The 19,166-nt window shown below is 43.0% G+C and carries 17 protein-coding genes and 1 pseudogene; 7 read left to right on the top strand and 11 right to left on the bottom strand.

Going from position 1 to position 19,166, the window contains the following annotated elements:
* Nucleotides 1-65: 65 nt before the first annotated feature.
* From EJP82_RS21685 to ftsE, 4 genes are all read right to left on the bottom strand, one after another.
* Nucleotides 66-1,532, bottom strand: a complete 1,467-nt coding sequence (locus tag EJP82_RS21685) for a S41 family peptidase (protein WP_127194162.1) — start codon at nucleotides 1,530-1,532, stop codon at nucleotides 66-68.
* 179 nt (nucleotides 1,533-1,711) lie between these two features.
* The gene (locus EJP82_RS21680; protein WP_127194161.1) at nucleotides 1,712-2,953 is read right to left on the bottom strand and encodes a murein hydrolase activator EnvC family protein; all 1,242 of its coding nucleotides are present in this window, start codon (nucleotides 2,951-2,953) and stop codon (nucleotides 1,712-1,714) included.
* Between the two features lie 55 nt (nucleotides 2,954-3,008).
* Nucleotides 3,009-3,923: a permease-like cell division protein FtsX gene (ftsX, locus tag EJP82_RS21675; protein ID WP_127194160.1), complete on the bottom strand. Its 915-nt coding sequence runs from the start codon at nucleotides 3,921-3,923 to the stop codon at nucleotides 3,009-3,011.
* On the bottom strand, nucleotides 3,913-4,599 hold the full coding sequence (gene ftsE / locus EJP82_RS21670) for a cell division ATP-binding protein FtsE (protein ID WP_127194159.1): 687 nt from the start codon (nucleotides 4,597-4,599) through the stop codon (nucleotides 3,913-3,915). Before ftsE ends, ftsX begins: the two co-directional genes overlap by 11 nt.
* Before the next feature lie 213 nt (nucleotides 4,600-4,812).
* Here ftsE and EJP82_RS21665 point away from each other — a divergent pair, with 213 nt between their 5' ends.
* Both EJP82_RS21665 and EJP82_RS21660 read left to right on the top strand, forming a co-directional pair.
* Nucleotides 4,813-6,249, top strand: a complete 1,437-nt coding sequence (locus tag EJP82_RS21665; RefSeq protein WP_170220269.1) for a VanW family protein — start codon at nucleotides 4,813-4,815, stop codon at nucleotides 6,247-6,249.
* A 169-nt stretch (nucleotides 6,250-6,418) separates the two neighbouring features.
* Entirely contained in the window at nucleotides 6,419-7,630 is a 1,212-nt protein-coding gene (locus tag EJP82_RS21660) for a CynX/NimT family MFS transporter (protein WP_127194157.1), read from the top strand.
* Between the two features lie 90 nt (nucleotides 7,631-7,720).
* Here EJP82_RS21660 and EJP82_RS21655 read toward each other — a convergent pair whose 3' ends face one another.
* From EJP82_RS21655 to EJP82_RS21625, 7 genes and pseudogenes are all read right to left on the bottom strand, one after another.
* Nucleotides 7,721-7,924, bottom strand: coding sequence for a hypothetical protein (locus EJP82_RS21655; RefSeq protein WP_127194156.1), 204 nt, complete (start codon nucleotides 7,922-7,924; stop codon nucleotides 7,721-7,723).
* Nucleotides 7,918-8,457, bottom strand: coding sequence for a bactofilin family protein (locus EJP82_RS21650; RefSeq protein WP_127194155.1), 540 nt, complete (start codon nucleotides 8,455-8,457; stop codon nucleotides 7,918-7,920). Before EJP82_RS21650 ends, EJP82_RS21655 begins: the two co-directional genes overlap by 7 nt.
* A gap of 21 nt (nucleotides 8,458-8,478) precedes the next feature.
* The gene (locus EJP82_RS21645; RefSeq protein ID WP_127194154.1) at nucleotides 8,479-9,201 is read right to left on the bottom strand and encodes a polymer-forming cytoskeletal protein; all 723 of its coding nucleotides are present in this window, start codon (nucleotides 9,199-9,201) and stop codon (nucleotides 8,479-8,481) included.
* Nucleotides 9,202-9,204: 3 nt separating this feature from the next.
* Entirely contained in the window at nucleotides 9,205-9,840 is a 636-nt protein-coding gene (locus tag EJP82_RS21640) for a YhbD family protein (protein ID WP_127194153.1), read from the bottom strand.
* A 420-nt stretch (nucleotides 9,841-10,260) separates the two neighbouring features.
* Complete coding sequence (locus EJP82_RS21635; RefSeq protein ID WP_127194152.1) at nucleotides 10,261-12,258, bottom strand: methyl-accepting chemotaxis protein; 1,998 nt, start codon at nucleotides 12,256-12,258, stop codon at nucleotides 10,261-10,263.
* Between the two features lie 201 nt (nucleotides 12,259-12,459).
* Entirely contained in the window at nucleotides 12,460-12,924 is a 465-nt protein-coding gene (locus tag EJP82_RS21630; RefSeq protein ID WP_127194197.1) for a RidA family protein, read from the bottom strand.
* Between the two features lie 34 nt (nucleotides 12,925-12,958).
* A pseudogene (locus EJP82_RS21625) lies at nucleotides 12,959-13,618 on the bottom strand (DNA alkylation repair protein).
* A 338-nt stretch (nucleotides 13,619-13,956) separates the two neighbouring features.
* Between EJP82_RS21625 and EJP82_RS21620 the strand changes: the two are divergent.
* The 5 genes from EJP82_RS21620 (at nucleotide 13,957) to EJP82_RS21600 (ending at nucleotide 19,087) form a co-directional block, all read left to right on the top strand.
* On the top strand, nucleotides 13,957-14,415 hold the full coding sequence (locus EJP82_RS21620; protein ID WP_127194151.1) for a CBS domain-containing protein: 459 nt from the start codon (nucleotides 13,957-13,959) through the stop codon (nucleotides 14,413-14,415).
* 189 nt (nucleotides 14,416-14,604) lie between these two features.
* Nucleotides 14,605-15,285, top strand: a complete 681-nt coding sequence (locus tag EJP82_RS21615; protein ID WP_127194150.1) for a response regulator transcription factor — start codon at nucleotides 14,605-14,607, stop codon at nucleotides 15,283-15,285.
* A complete protein-coding gene (locus EJP82_RS21610; RefSeq protein WP_127194149.1) occupies nucleotides 15,260-16,246 on the top strand; it encodes a sensor histidine kinase in 987 nt (328 codons plus the stop codon). Before EJP82_RS21615 ends, EJP82_RS21610 begins: the two co-directional genes overlap by 26 nt.
* Nucleotides 16,247-16,325: 79 nt before the next feature.
* The gene (locus EJP82_RS21605) at nucleotides 16,326-17,084 is read left to right on the top strand and encodes an ABC transporter ATP-binding protein (RefSeq protein ID WP_127194148.1); all 759 of its coding nucleotides are present in this window, start codon (nucleotides 16,326-16,328) and stop codon (nucleotides 17,082-17,084) included.
* Nucleotides 17,081-19,087: an ABC transporter permease gene (locus EJP82_RS21600; RefSeq protein ID WP_127194147.1), complete on the top strand. Its 2,007-nt coding sequence runs from the start codon at nucleotides 17,081-17,083 to the stop codon at nucleotides 19,085-19,087. The genes EJP82_RS21605 and EJP82_RS21600 overlap by 4 nt, the downstream gene beginning before the upstream one ends.
* The last annotated feature ends 79 nt before the right edge of the window (nucleotides 19,088-19,166 follow it).

Here is a 19,166-nt window from a genome sequence, read left to right as displayed (position 1 = left end):
TTAATATTTTACTCAGATTCACACCGTATGAATATAGAAAAAAAGAAGGCTAGAATCAGCCTCCTTTATTTATTCGACACCGGCGAAGCGATTTCCTTCCGGATCTCTTCGATCGCCGTATTCATTTGCTTGTCATTCTTCACATCACGAATTTTCTCAATCAAGCTGCTTTCCAGCGCTTTTATCGTTTCAACTTCAAGGACGCCGGTTGCCTTCATGTTCACACTAGTTTGGAATTTCTTAAGCGCATTTTCCGTTCCCTTGTCAAAATATCCATCCTCACGGCCAGGTGCAAAGCCCAAACTACTGAGCATCACTTGCGCACTCTTGATATCATCACCCAACATATCATACTTGAAAGTTGTTTCCTTATTAATCGGTGCTACCGTGAAATAAGAAGGTTGAGATACCTTGATGTCTGGCTGGATACCCTTTTTATGAATCCACTCACCATTTGGTGTGAGCCATTTGGCAATTGTAACTTTCAACAGACTACCATCGCCCATTTCCTCACTAAAACTTGTTTGAACCGTTCCCTTACCATAAGTCGCTTCACCAATCAACTTAGCACCCGCTGACTCTTGTAATGCTCCGGCCAAAATCTCAGATGCACTTGCACTACCTTTATTCGTCACTACTGCGATGGGATACCCCTTGCCCGACCCCTTCGACAATGTCTGACTACGTTGCTTGTTTCTATCTTCAACCTGAACAATACCTTTGCCCTTCGGCACGAATTGTTGCGCCATATCGATTACAATGGAGAGCACACCACCTGGATTATTACGGACGTCGATGACAAGCCCCTTCATCCCTTTGGCCTCTAAATCAGCCAATTCCTTCTTAAACCGTTCCGCCGTATTCAACGAGAATTCGGTAATCTCTATAACACCAACGTTGCCCTCTTCCATCCGCGCGTAGACTGTTTCGAGCGCGATATCATCACGTACAATGGTATATTCTAGTTCGGCGGAAGTATCCGCACGTTTCACCTTCACCTTAGCTTCGGTTCCTTTCGGACCACGAATCTTGGAGACCGCTTCGTTAAGACTAAGTCCCTCAAAAGATATCCCATTCACGGATAACAAGATATCCTTTGGTTGGATACCCGCCTTTTCCGCGGGCGAACCTTTAATAGGAGATACCACTACCACACTGCCATTCTCCATCGATACCTCAGCACCGATTCCGGTAAATGAGCCTTCGATTTGTTCCGAAAATTGTTGTGCTGTATCCGGTCCCATATAAGAAGAGAATGGATCGCCAAGTGCATTCATCATTCCATCAATAGCGCCATCAACCAGTTTACTCTGATCAACATCTTCTAAATAATTTTTCTTAATCAATTGAATTGCCTTTTCGATCTTCTGAATATCACTCTTAGAGCTCCCGCTACCTATATCGGCAAATACACCGCTGCGAAGTGGGCCCGATCCTGCAAAACTCAGTTGGTCTGTTAGGGTCAATGTGAGCACGCTACTGAGCAGCATGGCTAACAGAACAATGAGAGCTACTGTACGTTTTTTAAACAAAAAATCACCGCCTCTGGATTGATCAACTTGGAAGCTACCTTAATAACCATCATAGTATATGTTTAGCTTGTTCGGAATATTTATCTAGTCCATCCATTCCTGCGAGAGAAAGAAGGAAAAACGGATAGCCCGTCCCATGTAGAGACGTTATCCGTTTCATTAGACTTGCAACTATTCTATTACAAATAAGGCATCGGGTCTACAGGATTACCATTTATACGGACTTCAAAGTGACAGTGGGGTCCTGTCGAATTACCTGTACTACCGACTTCAGCGATTTTTTGGCCCTTTTTCACTTGCTGACCTTTTTCAACCACGATACCATTGTTCCGAATATGACCATATAGCGTCCATACATTATCACCATGATCGATAATGACGGTATTGCCATAACCACTCCACCATTCAGCAACGATAACGACACCACCTGCAGCTGCGTGAATATCTGTCCCTTGTGCAGCCGCCAGGTCAATACCTGTGTGCGTCTTCACCTTACCTGTTATTGGATGCACCCGCGTACCATAACCTGACGACAACCGCGCACCTGTAACAGCAAGTCCCATGGATCCGCCATTCCCTTTAAAAGTTCCTGAACTCGAAACACCGGAGCTACTGCTCGATTTAGTACTCTTCTTATACGTATATACTTGAGCAGCTTTGATCTTATTTTTCTCTTTCTCTAAGGCTGAACGCTTGGTTGCGAATTCGACTAACAAAGCTTCCTGCTCTTCGCTGATATCATCGGATTCTTCAATTTCATGGCTATACTTAGCAATTAATTGTTGCTTCTCGTTCTCTTTTTCTTCTAAAGTACTCTTACGAGACTCCGCTTCTGCATATAGATTCTTAACCGTCGCATAATCCTGTTCTAAGTCAAGCTTTTGCTGTTCGAAAAGTTCCTTATCTTTCTTATGTTCTTCCAACAGCATTTGATCCTGGTTAGCGATCGCTTGTAATGAGTCAGCGCGTTCAAGGAAATCTGTAAAGCTCGTTGATGACAAAAGAACATCTAAATACGAAACCGTTCCATCCGTATACATCAAACGTACTCGTGAATCGAGCCAATCTGAGCGTTCCTGAATTCGCACCTCTGTCTCATCCAGCAAGGCTCCAGTAGCCCGCAAATTTTCTTCTGTTGCGTCAATCTTCATAGAAATCTGAACAAGTTCATTACTTACCGTATCAATTTCCTGCATAACTAACTTCAAATAATTAGTATTCTTATTAACGTAATGCTGAGCTTCCTTCTTCTGATCGGCCGCCTTCTCCTGTTGCTCTTTGGCCTGCTTAGCCTGCTCTTGCAGCTGTTTCAATTCTTTGTCGATCTGACTGATCGTCTTGCTCTTGGCATAACCTTCTGTAGGTTGGAAGATCATAACGGCTAAAGTGACAACGGCAATCATGGATATCCATTTTTTCAACTTTGCTTTCCCCGTCCTTTTTGTTTAATCTATCTCTTCGAACTACTACATCTAATTACACTTTCAAAAATTTACGAATTGACATGGTGCTTCCCCAAATTCCGATAACAAGACCAAATCCAATTAATAGTCCACCTAACTTTAGACTAATATCTTTAATTGGTACTAGCCGAAAAGCCATCGAAATATCGCCCTGAATAGCTTCTACCAATTGGTTATATCCAAGAAATAGAACAACTACGGTAATAACTGAACCTATCAGACCGATTAGCGCACCCTCTACGAAAAATGGCCACCTGATAAACATATTCGTGGCTCCTACCAACTTCATAATGCCAATTTCACGTCGGCGGGCCAGAATGGTAACTCGAATTGTGTTAGAGATAAGGAACATCGCCATCAACCCCAAACCCGCAACGAAGGCGAAACCAATATTGCGTACCGCTCGTGTGACTTTGAAAAGTTTCTCAACCGTACCTTGTCCATATCTAACTTTATAAATCGGATTATCCGGATATTTCTTATTTAATTCCTCAATTTTAGTTGCTAGATAAGGAGCCGTAGTTGGCTCAACAACCTCTATCTTAAGCGTGTCTGGGATTGGATTGGTCTCTTCGGTATAGCCCTCTAGTAAATCCTTGCCCTCTTCGCCCAATTTCTCCTTGAAGTCTTTGAGACCTTCAGACTTCGATATCACAGTGATACGGCTGACCTCATCCATCGATCCGATCTCGGCTTTTATTTTATCTAATGTAGCCTGATCTACCTTTGTCCCCATATAAACATTAATCTCTACCTGATTATCGACATCATCCGCAAACGAGTTCACGTTCAAAACTAATAAAGTAAACACACCCAGGATAAATAATGAGACTATAATCGATGTAATCGAAGCCACGGACATCCAACCGTTACGAAATACATTCTTCGCGCCTTCGCTAAGATGTCGAATGGGGGTGTTAAAATTCATACCCATATTCCCCTCTCAACTGATCTCGCACAATGTTACCATGCTCGATAGCGATTACACGCTTGCGCATCTTGTTAACGATCTCTTTGTTATGTGTTGCCATTACAATGGTGGTACCCCGGAAATTAATATCATCTAGAAGTTGCATAATACCCCATGAGGTCTCCGGATCTAAGTTCCCTGTAGGCTCGTCCGCGATAATAACAGAAGGGTTATTGACGATCGCTCTAGCAATCGCAACCCGTTGCTGTTCTCCCCCTGATAACTGTGAGGGGTCACGCCCAGCTTTATTCTTAAGTCCGACCAAGTCTAGCACCTCAAGTACACGCTTCTTGACCACCTTCTTCGGCGCTTCAATAACTTCCAATGCGAAGGCAACATTCTCATAGGCAGTCAGTTTAGGTAGCAACCTGAAATCTTGAAAAATTACGCCGATATTGCGGCGAACATATGGAATTTTGCGAGGTTTGAGCTTACCAATATTAAAACCATTGACTGAAATTTGTCCTTTGGTTGGTACTTCTTCCCGATATATTAGCTTCATAAAAGTCGATTTCCCTGCTCCTGAGGGACCGACTAGATATACAAATTCATTACGATCGATTTTGACTGATATCCCTTTTAGGGCATGGGTGCCATTGGGATATGTCTTCCAAATATCCTGCATTTCTATCAAATTTATCACGTCCTAAATCTTAATTCCCAGCGCTAAGTCATCTGCATCTAAATTCGACACTTTCCCGTCAATTCCTTTAAAAGATGAGTAAATATTCACCAGTCCGTTATTTATTGTAACAAATATGTTACCTTTTGAGTACTCGAAAGTTTTCAGAACTTGAACATATACATGGTTGTACATGAGCTTTTCCAAATTGGAAAGGAGTACAACATGCGAAAAATCCATCCTATTATTATTTCGGTTGTATCTGTCTTATTGCTGTGTATCCTTTTACTGATAGTAGCTCAGCTATACGTGGGGCAAAATACTGTTCCCAAAGGAACTACCGTTGCTGGCATGAAAGTCGGTGGATTAAAAAAGGATACCGCACTCCAAAAATTAGCAAATGAATTTAAGGTGATGGAAACGCATCCCATTGTATTTGTAATCGAGAATATTGAGGTTAACCTCACTTGGGGGGAAAGCGGGGTATCTTATCATGCAGGGGATTTCAGAGCGTCTCTGTCAGAACTTTCTGAGGGAAGCTTGTGGAATCGTGTCCTAGCACGAAAAAACTTCCCTAAAGTATGGAAACTCCATGCTTCATACGACGCCAAACCTCTGAAGGCAGTCTTTAACTCCGAATGGGAGGAGGCACAGTTCGGTGCACTTGTGAATGCAGTGCGAACTATTGATAAGGATGATCGTATTAGCTATTTACCTGGACGGACAGCACAGCGCATTCACTGGGAGTCCTTTCCATCTACCATACTATCAGCTTTGCCTACCTCCATCCCCGATGGGGACAACAAGTCTCAAGATCCTACCGTGATCACCATCCCCCTACATGTCGTTCAACCCACAGTAACGATAGAGACGCTTCAGGATGAAGGGATTCGGCGTAGAATTGCAGAATTCTCAACCGGCCTTCAAAGTAGCGGTGAAGGGCGCTTGTACAATGTGGATGCGGTAGCACAGACGATAGATGGGATGACGTTACCACCTGGTGGCATATTTGACTACGCCACAGTGATTGAGTCCGCTGAGCAAACGTACGGCTTCCGTGAGGCCCCCGTCATCTTTGGTGGGAAGCTCGTGCCTGGAGTGGGTGGCGGAATATGCCAAGTGTCTAGCACCCTCTATAATGCCGCTCTCCGCGCGGGATTAACTATTGTCGAGCGCCGCAACCACTCCCTGCCGGTCAGTTATGTACCCAAGGGGCAGGACGCCACCTTTGCGAAGGGCTACATTAATTTTCGTTTCAAAAATACATCAGAACATCACATACTGATCCGAGCCCAAACCCAGAACCATGTGCTGACGGTCAAGCTATTCGGAGATATCCCGCAGAATGTGACTTATGAGATTCAATCCCGAACATCTAAAGTTCTTCCGATGAAAAATAAATATGTAGTGAATAAGACGCTACCTGTTGGAGGCTGGGAAGTCCTCGTCCAAGGCAAAGAGGGGTTTGTTGTCGAAACGTACCGGATCAAAAAAATAGATGGGCAAGTTGTAGAGACTCGTAAACTCTCCAAAGATACCTATCCATCGCAACCCACGGTCATAGCAATGCACGATGAAGGTTCATATAGAGAGAATCCTTCTGCCGAAACAAATCCAAAAAGCATTGTAGAGGACGGTGTGGAAGGACCTACATTTAGATAGATCTGTGACATCCAGACGACAGAGAACAGACAATGACATAAATGTATTGATTGTAAAAGTTTTCATATGATAAGGTTAGTGTTCACTCCTGACATTAAGGTAGGAGGCTTCTCAACCTCAGAACAATTTGCTAGAAGCGGTTGAAGATCATAGGAGGATTTCAAACATCATGAATAAAGATACAGCTCACTCTCTTAGCTCCCCACGTGGCACCTCCATCACGCTACTGGTTCTTGCTATTCTTCTGACCTCCGCCACCTTGCGGGCCCCTATTACGGGCGTCGGATCTCTTATAGGTCAGATCCAAGCTGACACCGGACTTTCCCACACCATGACCGGGATGCTGACTACTTTACCACTGATCGCATTTGCTATATTCGCTCTGGTTGCTCCTAAGCTATCACGGCGGTTCGGTATGGAATGGACGCTAATATATTGTATGGTTGCATTAACAGCCGGAATTGCCATTCGTTATTTCCCGAATACCCTAGCATTATTCGCTGGCACAGCGCTGATCGGTAGTGCAATTGCCGTATGTAACGTGCTTATTCCTGGATTAATCAAACGCGAATTCCCACATAAAGTCGGCCTGATGACAAGTTTATATACTTCATCTATGAATATGTGGGCGGCAATTGCTTCAGGAATCAGCATTCCGCTTTCCAACAGTTTTTTGGGTTGGCGAGGATCACTAAGTAGTTGGGTCATTCTTTCCATAGTGACCACATTGATATGGCTACCACAACTTCGCCGCAAGCCCGCAAAGATAAGTTCAAATGGATCCGTAACATCCCGCAAATCTGGATCTGTATGGCGCTCTTCCGTTGCTTGGAAGGTTACTATATTTATGGGGCTTCAATCCGTCATGTTCTATGTAGGTATCACCTGGCTCCCAGAAATCCTTCATGAACAAGGTATGAGTCCGGGAAAGGCAGGCTGGATGCTGTCCCTTATGCAAATTATGAGCATGGCAGGGTCATTCATTATGCCGCTGATCGCGTCGCGGATGCGAAGCCAGAAATTGCTTGCAGCCTCTTCAGCTGCACTGTTTCTAATTGGATTCGGCGGAATTTGGTTAGGCCTCCCTTCATTCGCACCACTGTTCATTATGTTGATTGGGCTTGGCTGCGGTACAACCTTTAGTCTTGTCATTTTATTCTTTTCACTTCGCACTCGGACTGCTGAACAAGCGGCTGAGTTATCAGGTATGGCCCAGTCTATCGGATATCTATTGGCCTCGATTGGCCCGACACTATTCGGCTTCCTTCACGACAGAAGCGGAAACTGGGACACCCCGCTTGCCACGATGGTCTTCATTTCCCTTTTTGCTATTGCTTTCGGGTTCCTAGCTGGACGGAAAGGTTATATCCATCCCGAGTGATCACTTTCGAACAGTCAAAGCCCCCTTATCGTTTCTGGTAAGGGGGCTTTGACTGTTCCTATACTATTGCATGGAAATTGCTCTACCAACTCAACCCACGTTCCGACTCTCAGCGATATCGGATTGCTTATCTTGTTGAAAAGTTCCCCGATACTCGACAAGACCAATTCGGCAGCCCGGTCCAATTGTTACATCTCCGCCGCGCACCACATCTGCTACCGTGTGCTCAAGCCATATCACATCACCTTCGATAACCTCAACCTTAAGCTCTGGAGCTCCAGAATTTTTTAACAAGGACATCCATCTCCACGAAGAATGCGGCTGGATCCGAATATGACCTCCAACGATCTCCTTGCACGGCTTAAGCCTAATAATTTCATTTCTACTCGCTCTGCATTTAACATCCCATCGACTTGAGCGGCACCTTTCAATCGAAAATGCTCCACCTGACAATCACCTTTGACCGTACAATTTCCATATATCCCTATTTCATCCCCGGCAATGCCTTCCTCGATCTGAATTTCCCCGTTGAGTTGGGCTTTTGTAACCGTTAAACTTCCTCGAATATTTAGATTGCCTGTCAGGTTTACCTCACCACCCCGTAAGGATCCCTTCGTTATCACATCTCCAGTAGTTTTAAAGACATTGCTGGTGAGGCTACCGTCAATCTCAGCCGTTCCGGTACATTTAAAAGTCAGGCAATCGATGTCACCGTTAATTTCCGCATTGCCAACAATATTCACCTTATTAAAGACTCCGCCATTAGATCCACTATCACCAACAATCTTCAAGTCAGAGTGTTTCAAGTTCTTATCATAATCAGCCATTTTATTTCTCACCGTCCTCATTTATACTTGTTCAGCTATCCCTACTGAGGCTTTGGAATCCGCTTCATAGTGGTGTTTATATTCAACGCGTCCGATTTCGCAACCTGAACCAATCCGTACCGAATTACCACGAACAACCTTTGCCGTTGTATCCTCTAACACGATTTCATCGCCTTCAATAACTTCGGCAGTCAAGCGGGTAGCTAAAGATGGGGATAGCAGTGCCAAGAAGAATCTTGAGCCTGTTTTTTTGCGAACTTGAATGCGTCCTCCACCGATTTCTTTGGCACGGCAGGGTCCTGCCATTAAAATTTCCATTTCACCCGCATTGATCATCCCGTCGACTTGGATCTGACCATGGACTTTCAGATATTCGTACTCAGCGCTACCTCCCAGATTTAATCCTCCGTCGATGTCTGCACGTTCCCCTACCGCACTTCCTTCGGCTTTCAGCATTCCATTGATATTTATCTCTTCGAATTGTACATTCCCATCGACTTTAAACATCCCGTCTACACGGAACTTTCCTCCACCGATCGTAGCCGCCGTTGAACCATTACCATTCAGCCGAAATTGCCCCGCTTGAATGGAATCTTTCAACTTCAGTGTTCCGTTAGCTGTCAAGGACGAGCAAAGGACCTCCCCGTTCACTGTCGCAATCCCGTCTGTAGTAATTTTTCCATAGGTGCCACCTGATACTTTCCCTATACCATTAATTTTTAAATCCTTTGCTGCTTGTTCCATCCTCTATCCCTCACTTCCGCCTATTTTCAATTTAAGCTCTTCCGTGCATTGCGCCATGAACAGTGTCGTTACTAACTTTACTCCCTGATCGAAACAAATCGTGCTACCCGGGGTCAACAGGATAAACGCAGCCACTCCCATCTTCCGAATCAGCATAAGTTGGCCGTCCTTCCCGGCAAAAGAAGGGAAATGCTCTTCTAGCGTGCCTACAAGCAACTGGCCTTCGTCCAGCGATATATCTCCACTCTGTAACAGCTTGTCGAGCATATATAGAGTTAGAACTTTATCAAATGCAAAGTGTTCACTGTGTCCGGTCACTTGTATATATAAATTCAAAGCGCTAGATGAAACAATGTTGCGATCAAGTATCTCTCCTGCGCTGAGATAAATCTCTCCCAAACTGGGAGAAAATACATCCGCAAGTTCATCTAGCGATAGGCCATCCTTCATATTGAGTATTTTATCGATACGCGGCATAATCTTATGTCTTGGAAAAAAGGTTTCCTGACCCGTATAAGAAGACTTACGGATAAACCAATCCTCCGGAATTAAGTTCTTCCGCTTCCACCGGTATAACTGTCCATAGGATATTCCTGTCATATCCAGCAGTTCCTTCTTAGAAATTAAATCCTCACTCATGTTCATCCACCTCTTAAAAAGCAGTGTAACATAACATTGTTACGCTGTAAATAATGTGATTGCGATAAACATAAATAGACACGGCATCGCTGTCCTTGTTGGGATAGCGATGCCGTGTCTGCGAGAAATATGTGTAAGGAATGAGGTGAAATTATGGATCTAAACCGTAATCAGTGCTTGCTAATAACAGAAGTATGTGCAGATCATATCTTCGATACCGGAATTGTCCTGAAGAAGCGGAGCGTTCGCCTAAAAGCTTTCCAAAGGAAAGCTACTTCGAAAGCATACNTTTTACCGCTATAGCGATATAATCAAATAAATTCGGAGGCAACAGCGATCGTAAGGATAATCCGTCCGCGGAGCGGTCATCGATCTACGCTATACATCTTTTCAAACACTGATTTTGGTGTTGAGCCACAATTACAGCTTGAAATGTTCTATCTTAACTTGCATGTCTGCGGCCATGCGGGCTAAACCTTCGGATGCCGAAGAAATTTCCTCCATAGATGCAAGCTGCTCCTCAGTCGCAGCAGTGACACTTTGAAATGCATCAAGGCTCTTCGAAGATGTATCCGCCATTTGCTGAACGGACGCTGCAATCTGCTCCGAGCTAGCTGACATCTGCTCAGTAATAGCAGAGACATCATGAATCTGTTCCGTGATAAGCTTCGTCGATTGCTCTATTTGTTGGAAAGCACTATGTGCTTCCGATGTTACAGCAACACCTCGCTCTACGCTCGCCGTCACTTCACTACTCATCACTGCATAGACTCTTTCAGTCAAGTCCACCATCTGTCCGATGTTCTGCCGGATCATCTCTGCCGTACCCTTTGATTGCTCAGCTAGCTTACCAACCTCACCGGCAACAACGGAGAATCCTCGTCCGTGTTCACCAGCCCTTGCGGCTTCAATCGACGCATTCAGCGCCAATAAGTTTGTCTGTACTGCAATATCGGAAATCGAGTTGCTCATGGCTGCGACTTGAGTGCTGAGCTCGTTCATTTGGTGTATCAATTCCGCAGATTCACGGGTGGAGCGATGGATTTCTTCCATCTGCACACTAACCAAATTTACCTTCTCACTGCCATAACGTACGTCCTCTACGGTTTGGGCTGACGACTCAACAATGCTGCCAGAAGCTTCTGCAATTTTCCGAATACCTAACGACATTTCTACCATCGTCTTGGCACTCTCCGCAGAGGCCATCGCCTGATTCTCTGCATCGGATGAGGACTCCTGTACAAGCTCTACTATATATTCAACTGCCTTAGCATTTTGCTCCGTGCCAGCCGTCAATTCCTCACTAGAAGCGGCCAATTGACTCGATGTTTCTGACATATCCTGAACCATATGACGGATGGATGTTACCATCTCATTATAACTATCTGCCAATTGCCCAATTTCATCTCTTCTAGAAGTGGTCACTTCCTCATTCAAATTACCCTCAGCAACCCGTCTCGCAGATTTGTTCAGTTGCTCTATCGGCTTAGTAACTGCCCGTATAGTTATAAACAATAGGATACCCGCGATAAGCAGGGAAACGCCCAGAACAACTAGGGAATTCCATAAAATAGGTAGGGATGCTGTGCTAAATTCATTCAATTCTAGCACAGCTACTAATTTAAAACCCGTAAGATCATTCGTTGTAAAATGCCCACGCTGTGGGTTTCCAGTTATTGGGCTGTTATAATCTACGTACCCTGTATCTTTACTGTGTATAACTTGTAGTTGATCTCCGGTCACACTATCCCCCACCGCAAGCGTGGGATGTGAGATGAGTTTATCATTCTGATCAATCACATAGATATATCCGTTTTCCCCTATTTTTATTTTATTTATCATTTCATTAATGTGGGCCATGTTCAACGAGACAGTAATTGCCCCCTGCCCATCAGACAGTGCTCTTGCTATGAACAGATTGTAGTTTCCCGTTGTGGCCGACTTAAACGGATCAGGGATGATCGTCTTATTCGGATTTTCCAGCGCTTCGATATACCACTCTCTCTTTCTCGGGTCATAATCCTGTTTCCCTGGATCAGGAGCTTTCATCCAAGCGCCCTTGTTGTTACCAACGGTAATTAATTCAAGTTCAGGGTGCTTCTCCATAAACAGATCCATCAACTTCCTCAACTCAGGTGAATTACTATCGATCTGCTTGGCGTTTATCTCCATCACCAACTGCTCCACATTCCGAACCTCGGCGCTTACGATTTGGTTCAACGATTGGTTCAGTATGTTGACACTTAGTTTACTACTCTCTTCCATCTTCGACTCTAGCTGTCCTTTAGCACTGCTATAATTGAATGTAGTAATCAGCAGATTAGGTATAATCAGTAACAAAGAAAACATAATAAGTAGCCGACTGCGTAGTGATATAATCTCAAATCTTAATCTGATCCTGGTAAATAATGACTTCATTCATGTTGCCCCCTTATATTTGTGGTACATTGCCTATCGCATTTCTATATTGTCTGTGATGTATATATCTATCTTCGACATAATTCGAGTTATTTTTTACGAATTTCTGAAAATAAATAAATGACCGCTACGCGATTGAAAAAATACGAAAAAGAAGAAGCCCTCTGCTGGGCTTCTCCCTCCATACCATTGCTATATCGATTATTGTTGTCCGTCCTCCACTTGGAAGATGGAATCTACTATGATGGGTAGATTATCTCGTACAGAGACGGCGCCAAATACGGAACGTGCATGTAAGCCTTGGTCAGCAAATACCTCCATCATCAGATCCGAGAATCCATTTAACACTTTATGATGTTCATCAAAGTCCGCCGTGGCGTTAACAAACCCTTGGACTTTCACCACTCGCTTCACCTTATCTAGTGACCCGAGCGCTTCCCTCAAGACGGCCAGCACTTGAATCCCTGCTTCTCTAGCATATTGATATCCTTGTTCGGTTGTAAACTCTGCCCCTAGTTTCCCCTTGGGATTTCCGAATGGCCCCTTACCGGATACATACATCAGTCCTCCTACGATTACGTAGTTGGCATACTTAGCGGCAGGACCACTAGCCGTAGGTAGTTCCAGCCCCAACACATTCAGTCTGCTTTCGGCATTCTCAGACATGCTCATTTTCTTTCCCCCAATCTCATCATATGATCTACTTCTCCATTAACACGGCTCTTTGAGCTGGAGTAAGCTTTTCAAGCGCATACCGGAAAGCCACCCTTGGCATCTGTGATTTATTCTTGAGTAAATAATGGAACACTTCCTCTGGCTTAGCCATAGAGAGGATTTTGAGCATCCATCCATAACCTTATTGCACCAGATCATGCGAATCATCCATTAACCTATCCGATATGATGTATGGATCCATCCCCTGAAGCATTCCTTTTTTAATTGGATAGATGAGAATCACTGCCGAAGCTCGTCTTACCCAGAAGTCAGAATGATGAGTCCAGTCCACCACTTTAGGAAGAAGATGTGGGTACTGACCGAGTAGTTCGCCAAATGCATGCGTGCAAAAATCATCACAGTCGCCCCATCCTGAAACATACTCCTTAAGCCAACGCTCAAAAATATATAATGTATCTTCCCTATATAACTTTCTCACCTTATACGCCCAATCATAAGCGATTACGCCAAGTTCCCACTTTCTTTCGGCAAGCAATTGTTCACAATAGTTCAGGACGGTGTTTAGACTCCGATCCTCCAGGGTACTAAATAGACTAGAAGAAATAGACCTTACTCTCCCCGTTGTTAAGCCCGATTGCTTAGAAGCATTGCCTAGGCGGTTTTGCACCTCTTGAATGATATTCATTTCGATTTTTGTAGGGAGATTATTCACTACGGCTTGCCTCCTTATTTTCGGCATGAGTTCTGCAAAACAACAACAAACCCAGCCTAGGATCATCCTAGTCTCGGGGCTGGGTCATGTGTGGGTATGAAGCTTCTTCTATGATTATACAACTGAACAACAATAGGAGTAAGTCCTATTCAGAGCAGGGGCAGAACGCTCGCTTCATGACTAAATGATCTACCCGTTCCGTAGAATTTAACATCCCATTTACAAATCTACGGTTCGGCTCTAATTTACACGAATTATGATAAAGCTGTACTCTTGTTATGCTAATACAACTTTTAGGAGGTAAGGTCAAAATGACAACTATTTTTCGCACCGATTTTTTAGCGGGACCCATGAATGCTCACCAACTTTCAACCGATCCTACGCCTCACCTAAGTGAGGTATTACAATTTGCTCCTTCTATCCGCTCCTCTCAAACCTGCCGTGAAACCATCCGTGTCATGTTCAGTTATCCAGATTCGCCTTGCATTGTCGTATGCGACAAGAAAGAACAACCCATCGGCCTTGTTATGTGCGAGCGGTTCTACTTGAGAGTATGTAGCCGCATCGGAAGAGATTCATTTTACAATGACCCGATCTCTAAGCTAATGAGCCAACATTTCCTAACTGCAGATATTAACGACTCCTTCGCAAAGATTGCTGCTGCCGCAAATAACCGCCCCCCAGGTATGCGTAATGATTGTGTGATTCTAACTAACAACGGTAGATTCACGGGCATCATTCAAGCTTCTGATCTAAATCGCATGCTATAGTCCTCAGGGTGTATTCCCCTTCTTATTTCTTCACACACACAGCAAATGGCCAAACCCAGCCGAGGTTGGCTTTTTTGCATTTCTCACAGTTATCACCCCCCTCCCCATGGTAAACTTTAGGAAGATACAATTTTTATCACTAAGAAGCTTAGCAATATCAAACCTCAAATGGGAGCAAAGCAAATTACCATGGACAAAATACTAGTTATTGAAGACGATGTCAAATTGCAAAAGTATATCAAAGAATACTTGCAAGCCTACGACTTTGCCGTAGAGACGATTACGGATTTCGATCATGTTATCGAACAGGTAGAGGAAGCCAAACCTCAACTTATTCTCTTGGATATCAATTTACCGTCATTCGATGGATTTTATTATCTAAAGCTTTTACGGAAAAGGCACAATACCCCCATCATTATTCTTTCAGCGCATAGCGATGAAGGAGAACAAATCCGCGGCATGGAGTTTGGTGCAGATGATTATGTGACCAAGCCTTTTAGTGTGGGTATTTTAGTAGCTAAGATCAATGCCGTATTGAGAAGATCCTATGCCCGGGATGAAGAAAATGATTATACCCTAGGTGGACTAACCTTACATAATGAAAGTATGAAACTCCAATACGAACATAAGACCATGGAATTAAGCAAAAATGAATACCGTCTCCTAAAGATTTTCATGAAAAATGCAGGTGAGATTGTAACCCGTGAGGAACTGCTCGAAGCGCTATGGGATGACCATGTGTTTGTGGATGATAATACTTTAACCGTCAACATAACTAGGGTGAAAAGGAAACTGAGTGATTTTGGGCTAGAAGATATCATTACGACAAAACGGGGAGTTGGCTATGTCTTTGATCCAGTGGGTTGCTAAACTGCTTCATTTAAACAAAGGGTTCCTTATGATCTATTTCATCAACACATTTGTCCTAATCTTAATATCTTATCTGTTACATGGAGTACAGGAACTCTGGTACCCACTGACCGTAAGCCTGTTTATTTTACTTGTCTACCTCACATTTGCTGGTGTTCGTTTGTATATATTCACTACGAAGTTGGAGGAATCCATAACAAGTCCACAGATTGATGTGAATGTCTTAGACCATAACGATCTGCTGATCTTTGGCACAATCAATGAAATACATGATCAATATAATCATAAAATCTATCAAATGAACAACTCGTTTAAAGAGCGAAACTCTTTGTTTTCCCAGTGGATACATAACATGAAAGTGTCGATCTCCATCATTGGTCTGGCTGCAGACAAAGGCTCCAGCGATGCCATAGAGGACATTAAAGCAGAGAACCAAAAATTAAGACAAAATCTTGAGGAGTGTCTAAACGTGCTCAGGCTCGATGACTTCTCCCGGGACTATTTGCCGGAAAAGACTAATTTACATCAGCTTGTTACTCAAGTTATCAACGATAAGAAGCGCGACTTTATATACCAAGAAATCTATCCAAAAGTTTCTATTGATGAGCAGCTAGAGGTTTATACCGATTCCAAATGGTGCAGCTATATGCTCGAACAAATACTGTCGAATGCCATTAAATATAGTGCAAAAAAACAGCATATTACCATTAAGAGTGTAATGGATCTTGGTGCAATATCGTTGGTCATTCAAGATAACGGAGTCGGTATTGATCCCGAAGATCTGCCGCGAATTTTTGATCCCTTTTTCACCGGAAAGAATGGAAGAAATGATAGTTCAGCCACAGGAATCGGCCTTTATATGGTGAAATACATTTCCAACAAATTGGGACATGACATTAGCGTGAGTTCACAAAAGGAAATCGGGACCGAAGTAACCCTTGCTTTCCTTACAAAAGTGTAAGGTTACGTAAGGGAAATCCATTCGAGCAAATGAGATTCCCTTTTATACTTCTCATATAAGCTGAAGAGGAGGAAACGAAGTGGACATCATCACCATCAATCAATTAGTTAAAGTATATAACTCCTATAAAGGTGCCAAAGAAGTCACAGCGGTTAATGGAATCAACCTGGCAATAGAACAAGGGGATTTTGTCGGTATCATGGGCCCAAGCGGTAGTGGTAAAACAACCCTCCTGAATATTTTATCCGGTGTAGATAAGGCGACATCAGGTGAGGTTACCATTGACGGCAAAGAGATCACGAAATTATCGAAGGATCAGATGGCACTTTTTCGCAGAGAGAGAATTGGTTATATTTTTCAAGACTTTAATCTATTGGACAGTTTGACCCTACAAGAGAACATTGCCTTACCCCTTATATTGGACAAGCTCAGTCCGCAGGAAATTGATAACAAGATAACACCACTTATGAACTTTTTGGGAATCTATGATCTGAAAGATAAATATCCCTACCATATCTCTGGTGGTCAGAAACAAAGAGTGTCAGCCGCACGGGCGATCGCGAATGATCCCGCAGTCATATTTGCAGATGAACCAACCGGAAACTTGGATTCCAAATCTGCCCACAATGTAATGACCACTCTCACTACTTTAAATACACAATTAAACAGTACTATCCTCATGGTGACTCACGACCCCTTTGCTGCATCCTTTTGCAAAAGAATTATTTTCTTTAAAGACGGTAACATCGAAATGGAAATGAGATCTCCAGGGGACCACAAAGCATTTTTCGATAAAATATTGGAGGTACAAAGTGTGATCGGAGGGGAGAGATCATGACCTTCTCCTCTATCGTGCGGAAGAACTTTATTTACAACGTGCGAAAATATATGTCGCTTTATTTTGTAAATACACTGATCGTGGCTATTCTGTTCATGTTCGGGAGTTTGCTATTTAATTCAGATGTATACAGACAAGTGGGAACGACCACTCTATATGAAGTTATCAAATCCGCTCTAATGGGTGTCGTGTTATTTTCAATTGTCTTCATCACCTACAGTAATATCTCTTTCATGAAATACAGAGGAAAAGAATTCGGGATGTATATTACACTGGGAATGACGACAAAAGACTTAACGAGATTATTATTTCTTGAACAAGCAGGAATCCTGATCATTTCGTTAGTTACAGGACTGGTCTCCGGTGGCGTTTTCTCGAAACTATTTTATATGGGTCTTAATCAAATGTTGATTATAAACCCGATCCGGTTTGAATTTAGTGTTAATAGCCTCTTACTAAGTAGCGGTATATTTTTGCTTATTTTTATTTGCAATTTCATCTTTAATATCCTCTATATCCGCAAAACCTCCATTATAGATGTACTGAATGCTTCAAGTAAAAAGGGTGTTGGGGAAAGTAACTTCATACTCGGCATGATTACCATGGTCATCTTTGTCGTATCCGCGTATTTACTGCCTAAAATATTACTTGAGCAAGTTTTTCAGAACCAATCCTATCTGTTTATCCTATTCTTGGTCTTAACGTTAATTTGCCCTTATATTATATTTGGGACCTTGATCGTGGTAATCAAATCCATCATGAAAATATTCAAAAAAACGTATAACAACAATCTAATCGTGCTGTCCAATTTATCGCATCGATTTCTATCTTATAAGAGTACCCTGTATATCGTTTCGATCTTAATCGCCGGAGCTATTTTCTTTATCGGGATGTTCTACTCGATGTACGCCACAAGCCGTGATAATAATGACATGGAGAATCCATTTGATATTATGTTCGTTGAGACGAACCAATTGAATATGATGAATGCTGGCGAAGTGGAGCAAATTCTGAAGGAACAAGGTAATACGATAGAGCAAAATAGCACATTGGAATTTATAGAACTACCGCAATTCCGCGATTATAAGGGTGCCATGGTACTTTGGGTTGATCGAACATGCATCATCAGTGAAAGCCATTTTAATCAGCATATGGGTACACAATATGAACTTAAAGTTGATCAAGCGCTGGAGTCTAGGTTGCACGCGGAGAATATGAAGTATGAAATACCCACGGCATTTATCTCAGTCATGAATACCGAACAACTAGATACCCAGTTTCAGGAAAGCATGAGCAAAGAAGACTTGCTACAAGCCCTGGCCCAATATCCCTATGTAGAATATCCAAGTCAGCATATAACAAGTATCAATCTTCCATTCATTAATTTCAGTGAATTAGCGGGTGGTTATTACGGTACAGCCCTTGTTGTAGACGATCAGGTGTATGATCAATGGAAAGCCGAAATTAGACAAGAACAGATCAAGAAATTTCACTTGATAAAAGGTGATATCAATGAACAAGGCTATCAATCTTTAGTGAATGCCTTACGCGAACGAAATGGATCCGAAATGGACGACCTAAAGCCTATTTATAAAGAAGCAGAATTCAAGCGTAAGCTTGAATCCAACGGTACCATATTCTTTATCGTCCTCTTCCTCGGGGCGTTGTTTGCGATTGCTTCAGGCGTCGTCCTATTCCATAAAGTATTATCAGATATTGAGGATCAGAAGGAGAGCTTGTACTCACTCCAAAGAATGGGTGTCACTTCAAAAGAGCTAAAGAATATAATCTCTAAAGAACTGGCGATTACTTTCTTCTTCCCTACTCTCTTTGGTTTAGGACTGGGGTTATACTATTTCTACGTCCTGTTCAGCAATCGGCCTAATGTGCTGCAAATTGTCGAAAAAGCCTGTATGGTGGCCCTCATCTTCTTAGTTCTGCAGATCATATTCTACTTTGTTAGCAGAAGGAAATACTTCTCTGAACTAGGTAAGTCCCTGTAGGGATTCATCGTATCGTAATACAGAACAGCCTCCATCCCTGAACTGTGACCCGTAAGATGGAAACTTTGAAAAAAGTGAC

The sequence above is a fragment of the Paenibacillus anaericanus genome (assembly GCF_003994475.1).
GTDB classification, from domain to species: domain Bacteria; phylum Bacillota; class Bacilli; order Paenibacillales; family Paenibacillaceae; genus Fontibacillus; species Fontibacillus anaericanus.
Note: the sequence above shows the minus strand (reverse complement) of the source record. Positions and strands in the feature narration are given on the sequence as shown.

Excerpts from the sequence above, each read along its gene's own strand:
- EJP82_RS21640 (WP_127194153.1), bottom strand. The coding sequence starts at position 9,840 with ATGAGTGAGGATTTAATTTCTAAGAAGGAACTGCTGGATATGACAGGA.
- EJP82_RS21600 (WP_127194147.1), top strand. The coding sequence starts at position 17,081 with ATGACCTTCTCCTCTATCGTGCGGAAGAACTTTATTTACAACGTGCGA.
- EJP82_RS21665 (WP_170220269.1), top strand. The coding sequence starts at position 4,813 with ATGCGAAAAATCCATCCTATTATTATTTCGGTTGTATCTGTCTTATTG.
- EJP82_RS21620 (WP_127194151.1), top strand. The coding sequence starts at position 13,957 with ATGACAACTATTTTTCGCACCGATTTTTTAGCGGGACCCATGAATGCT.
- EJP82_RS21615 (WP_127194150.1), top strand. The coding sequence starts at position 14,605 with ATGGACAAAATACTAGTTATTGAAGACGATGTCAAATTGCAAAAGTAT.
- EJP82_RS21645 (WP_127194154.1), bottom strand. The coding sequence starts at position 9,201 with ATGGAACAAGCAGCAAAGGATTTAAAAATTAATGGTATAGGGAAAGTA.
- EJP82_RS21610 (WP_127194149.1), top strand. The coding sequence starts at position 15,260 with ATGTCTTTGATCCAGTGGGTTGCTAAACTGCTTCATTTAAACAAAGGG.
- EJP82_RS21650 (WP_127194155.1), bottom strand. The coding sequence starts at position 8,457 with ATGGCTGATTATGATAAGAACTTGAAACACTCTGACTTGAAGATTGTT.
- EJP82_RS21630 (WP_127194197.1), bottom strand. The coding sequence starts at position 12,924 with ATGTCTGAGAATGCCGAAAGCAGACTGAATGTGTTGGGGCTGGAACTA.
- EJP82_RS21635 (WP_127194152.1), bottom strand. The coding sequence starts at position 12,258 with ATGAAGTCATTATTTACCAGGATCAGATTAAGATTTGAGATTATATCA.
- EJP82_RS21660 (WP_127194157.1), top strand. The coding sequence starts at position 6,419 with ATGAATAAAGATACAGCTCACTCTCTTAGCTCCCCACGTGGCACCTCC.
- ftsX (WP_127194160.1), bottom strand. The coding sequence starts at position 3,923 with ATGAATTTTAACACCCCCATTCGACATCTTAGCGAAGGCGCGAAGAAT.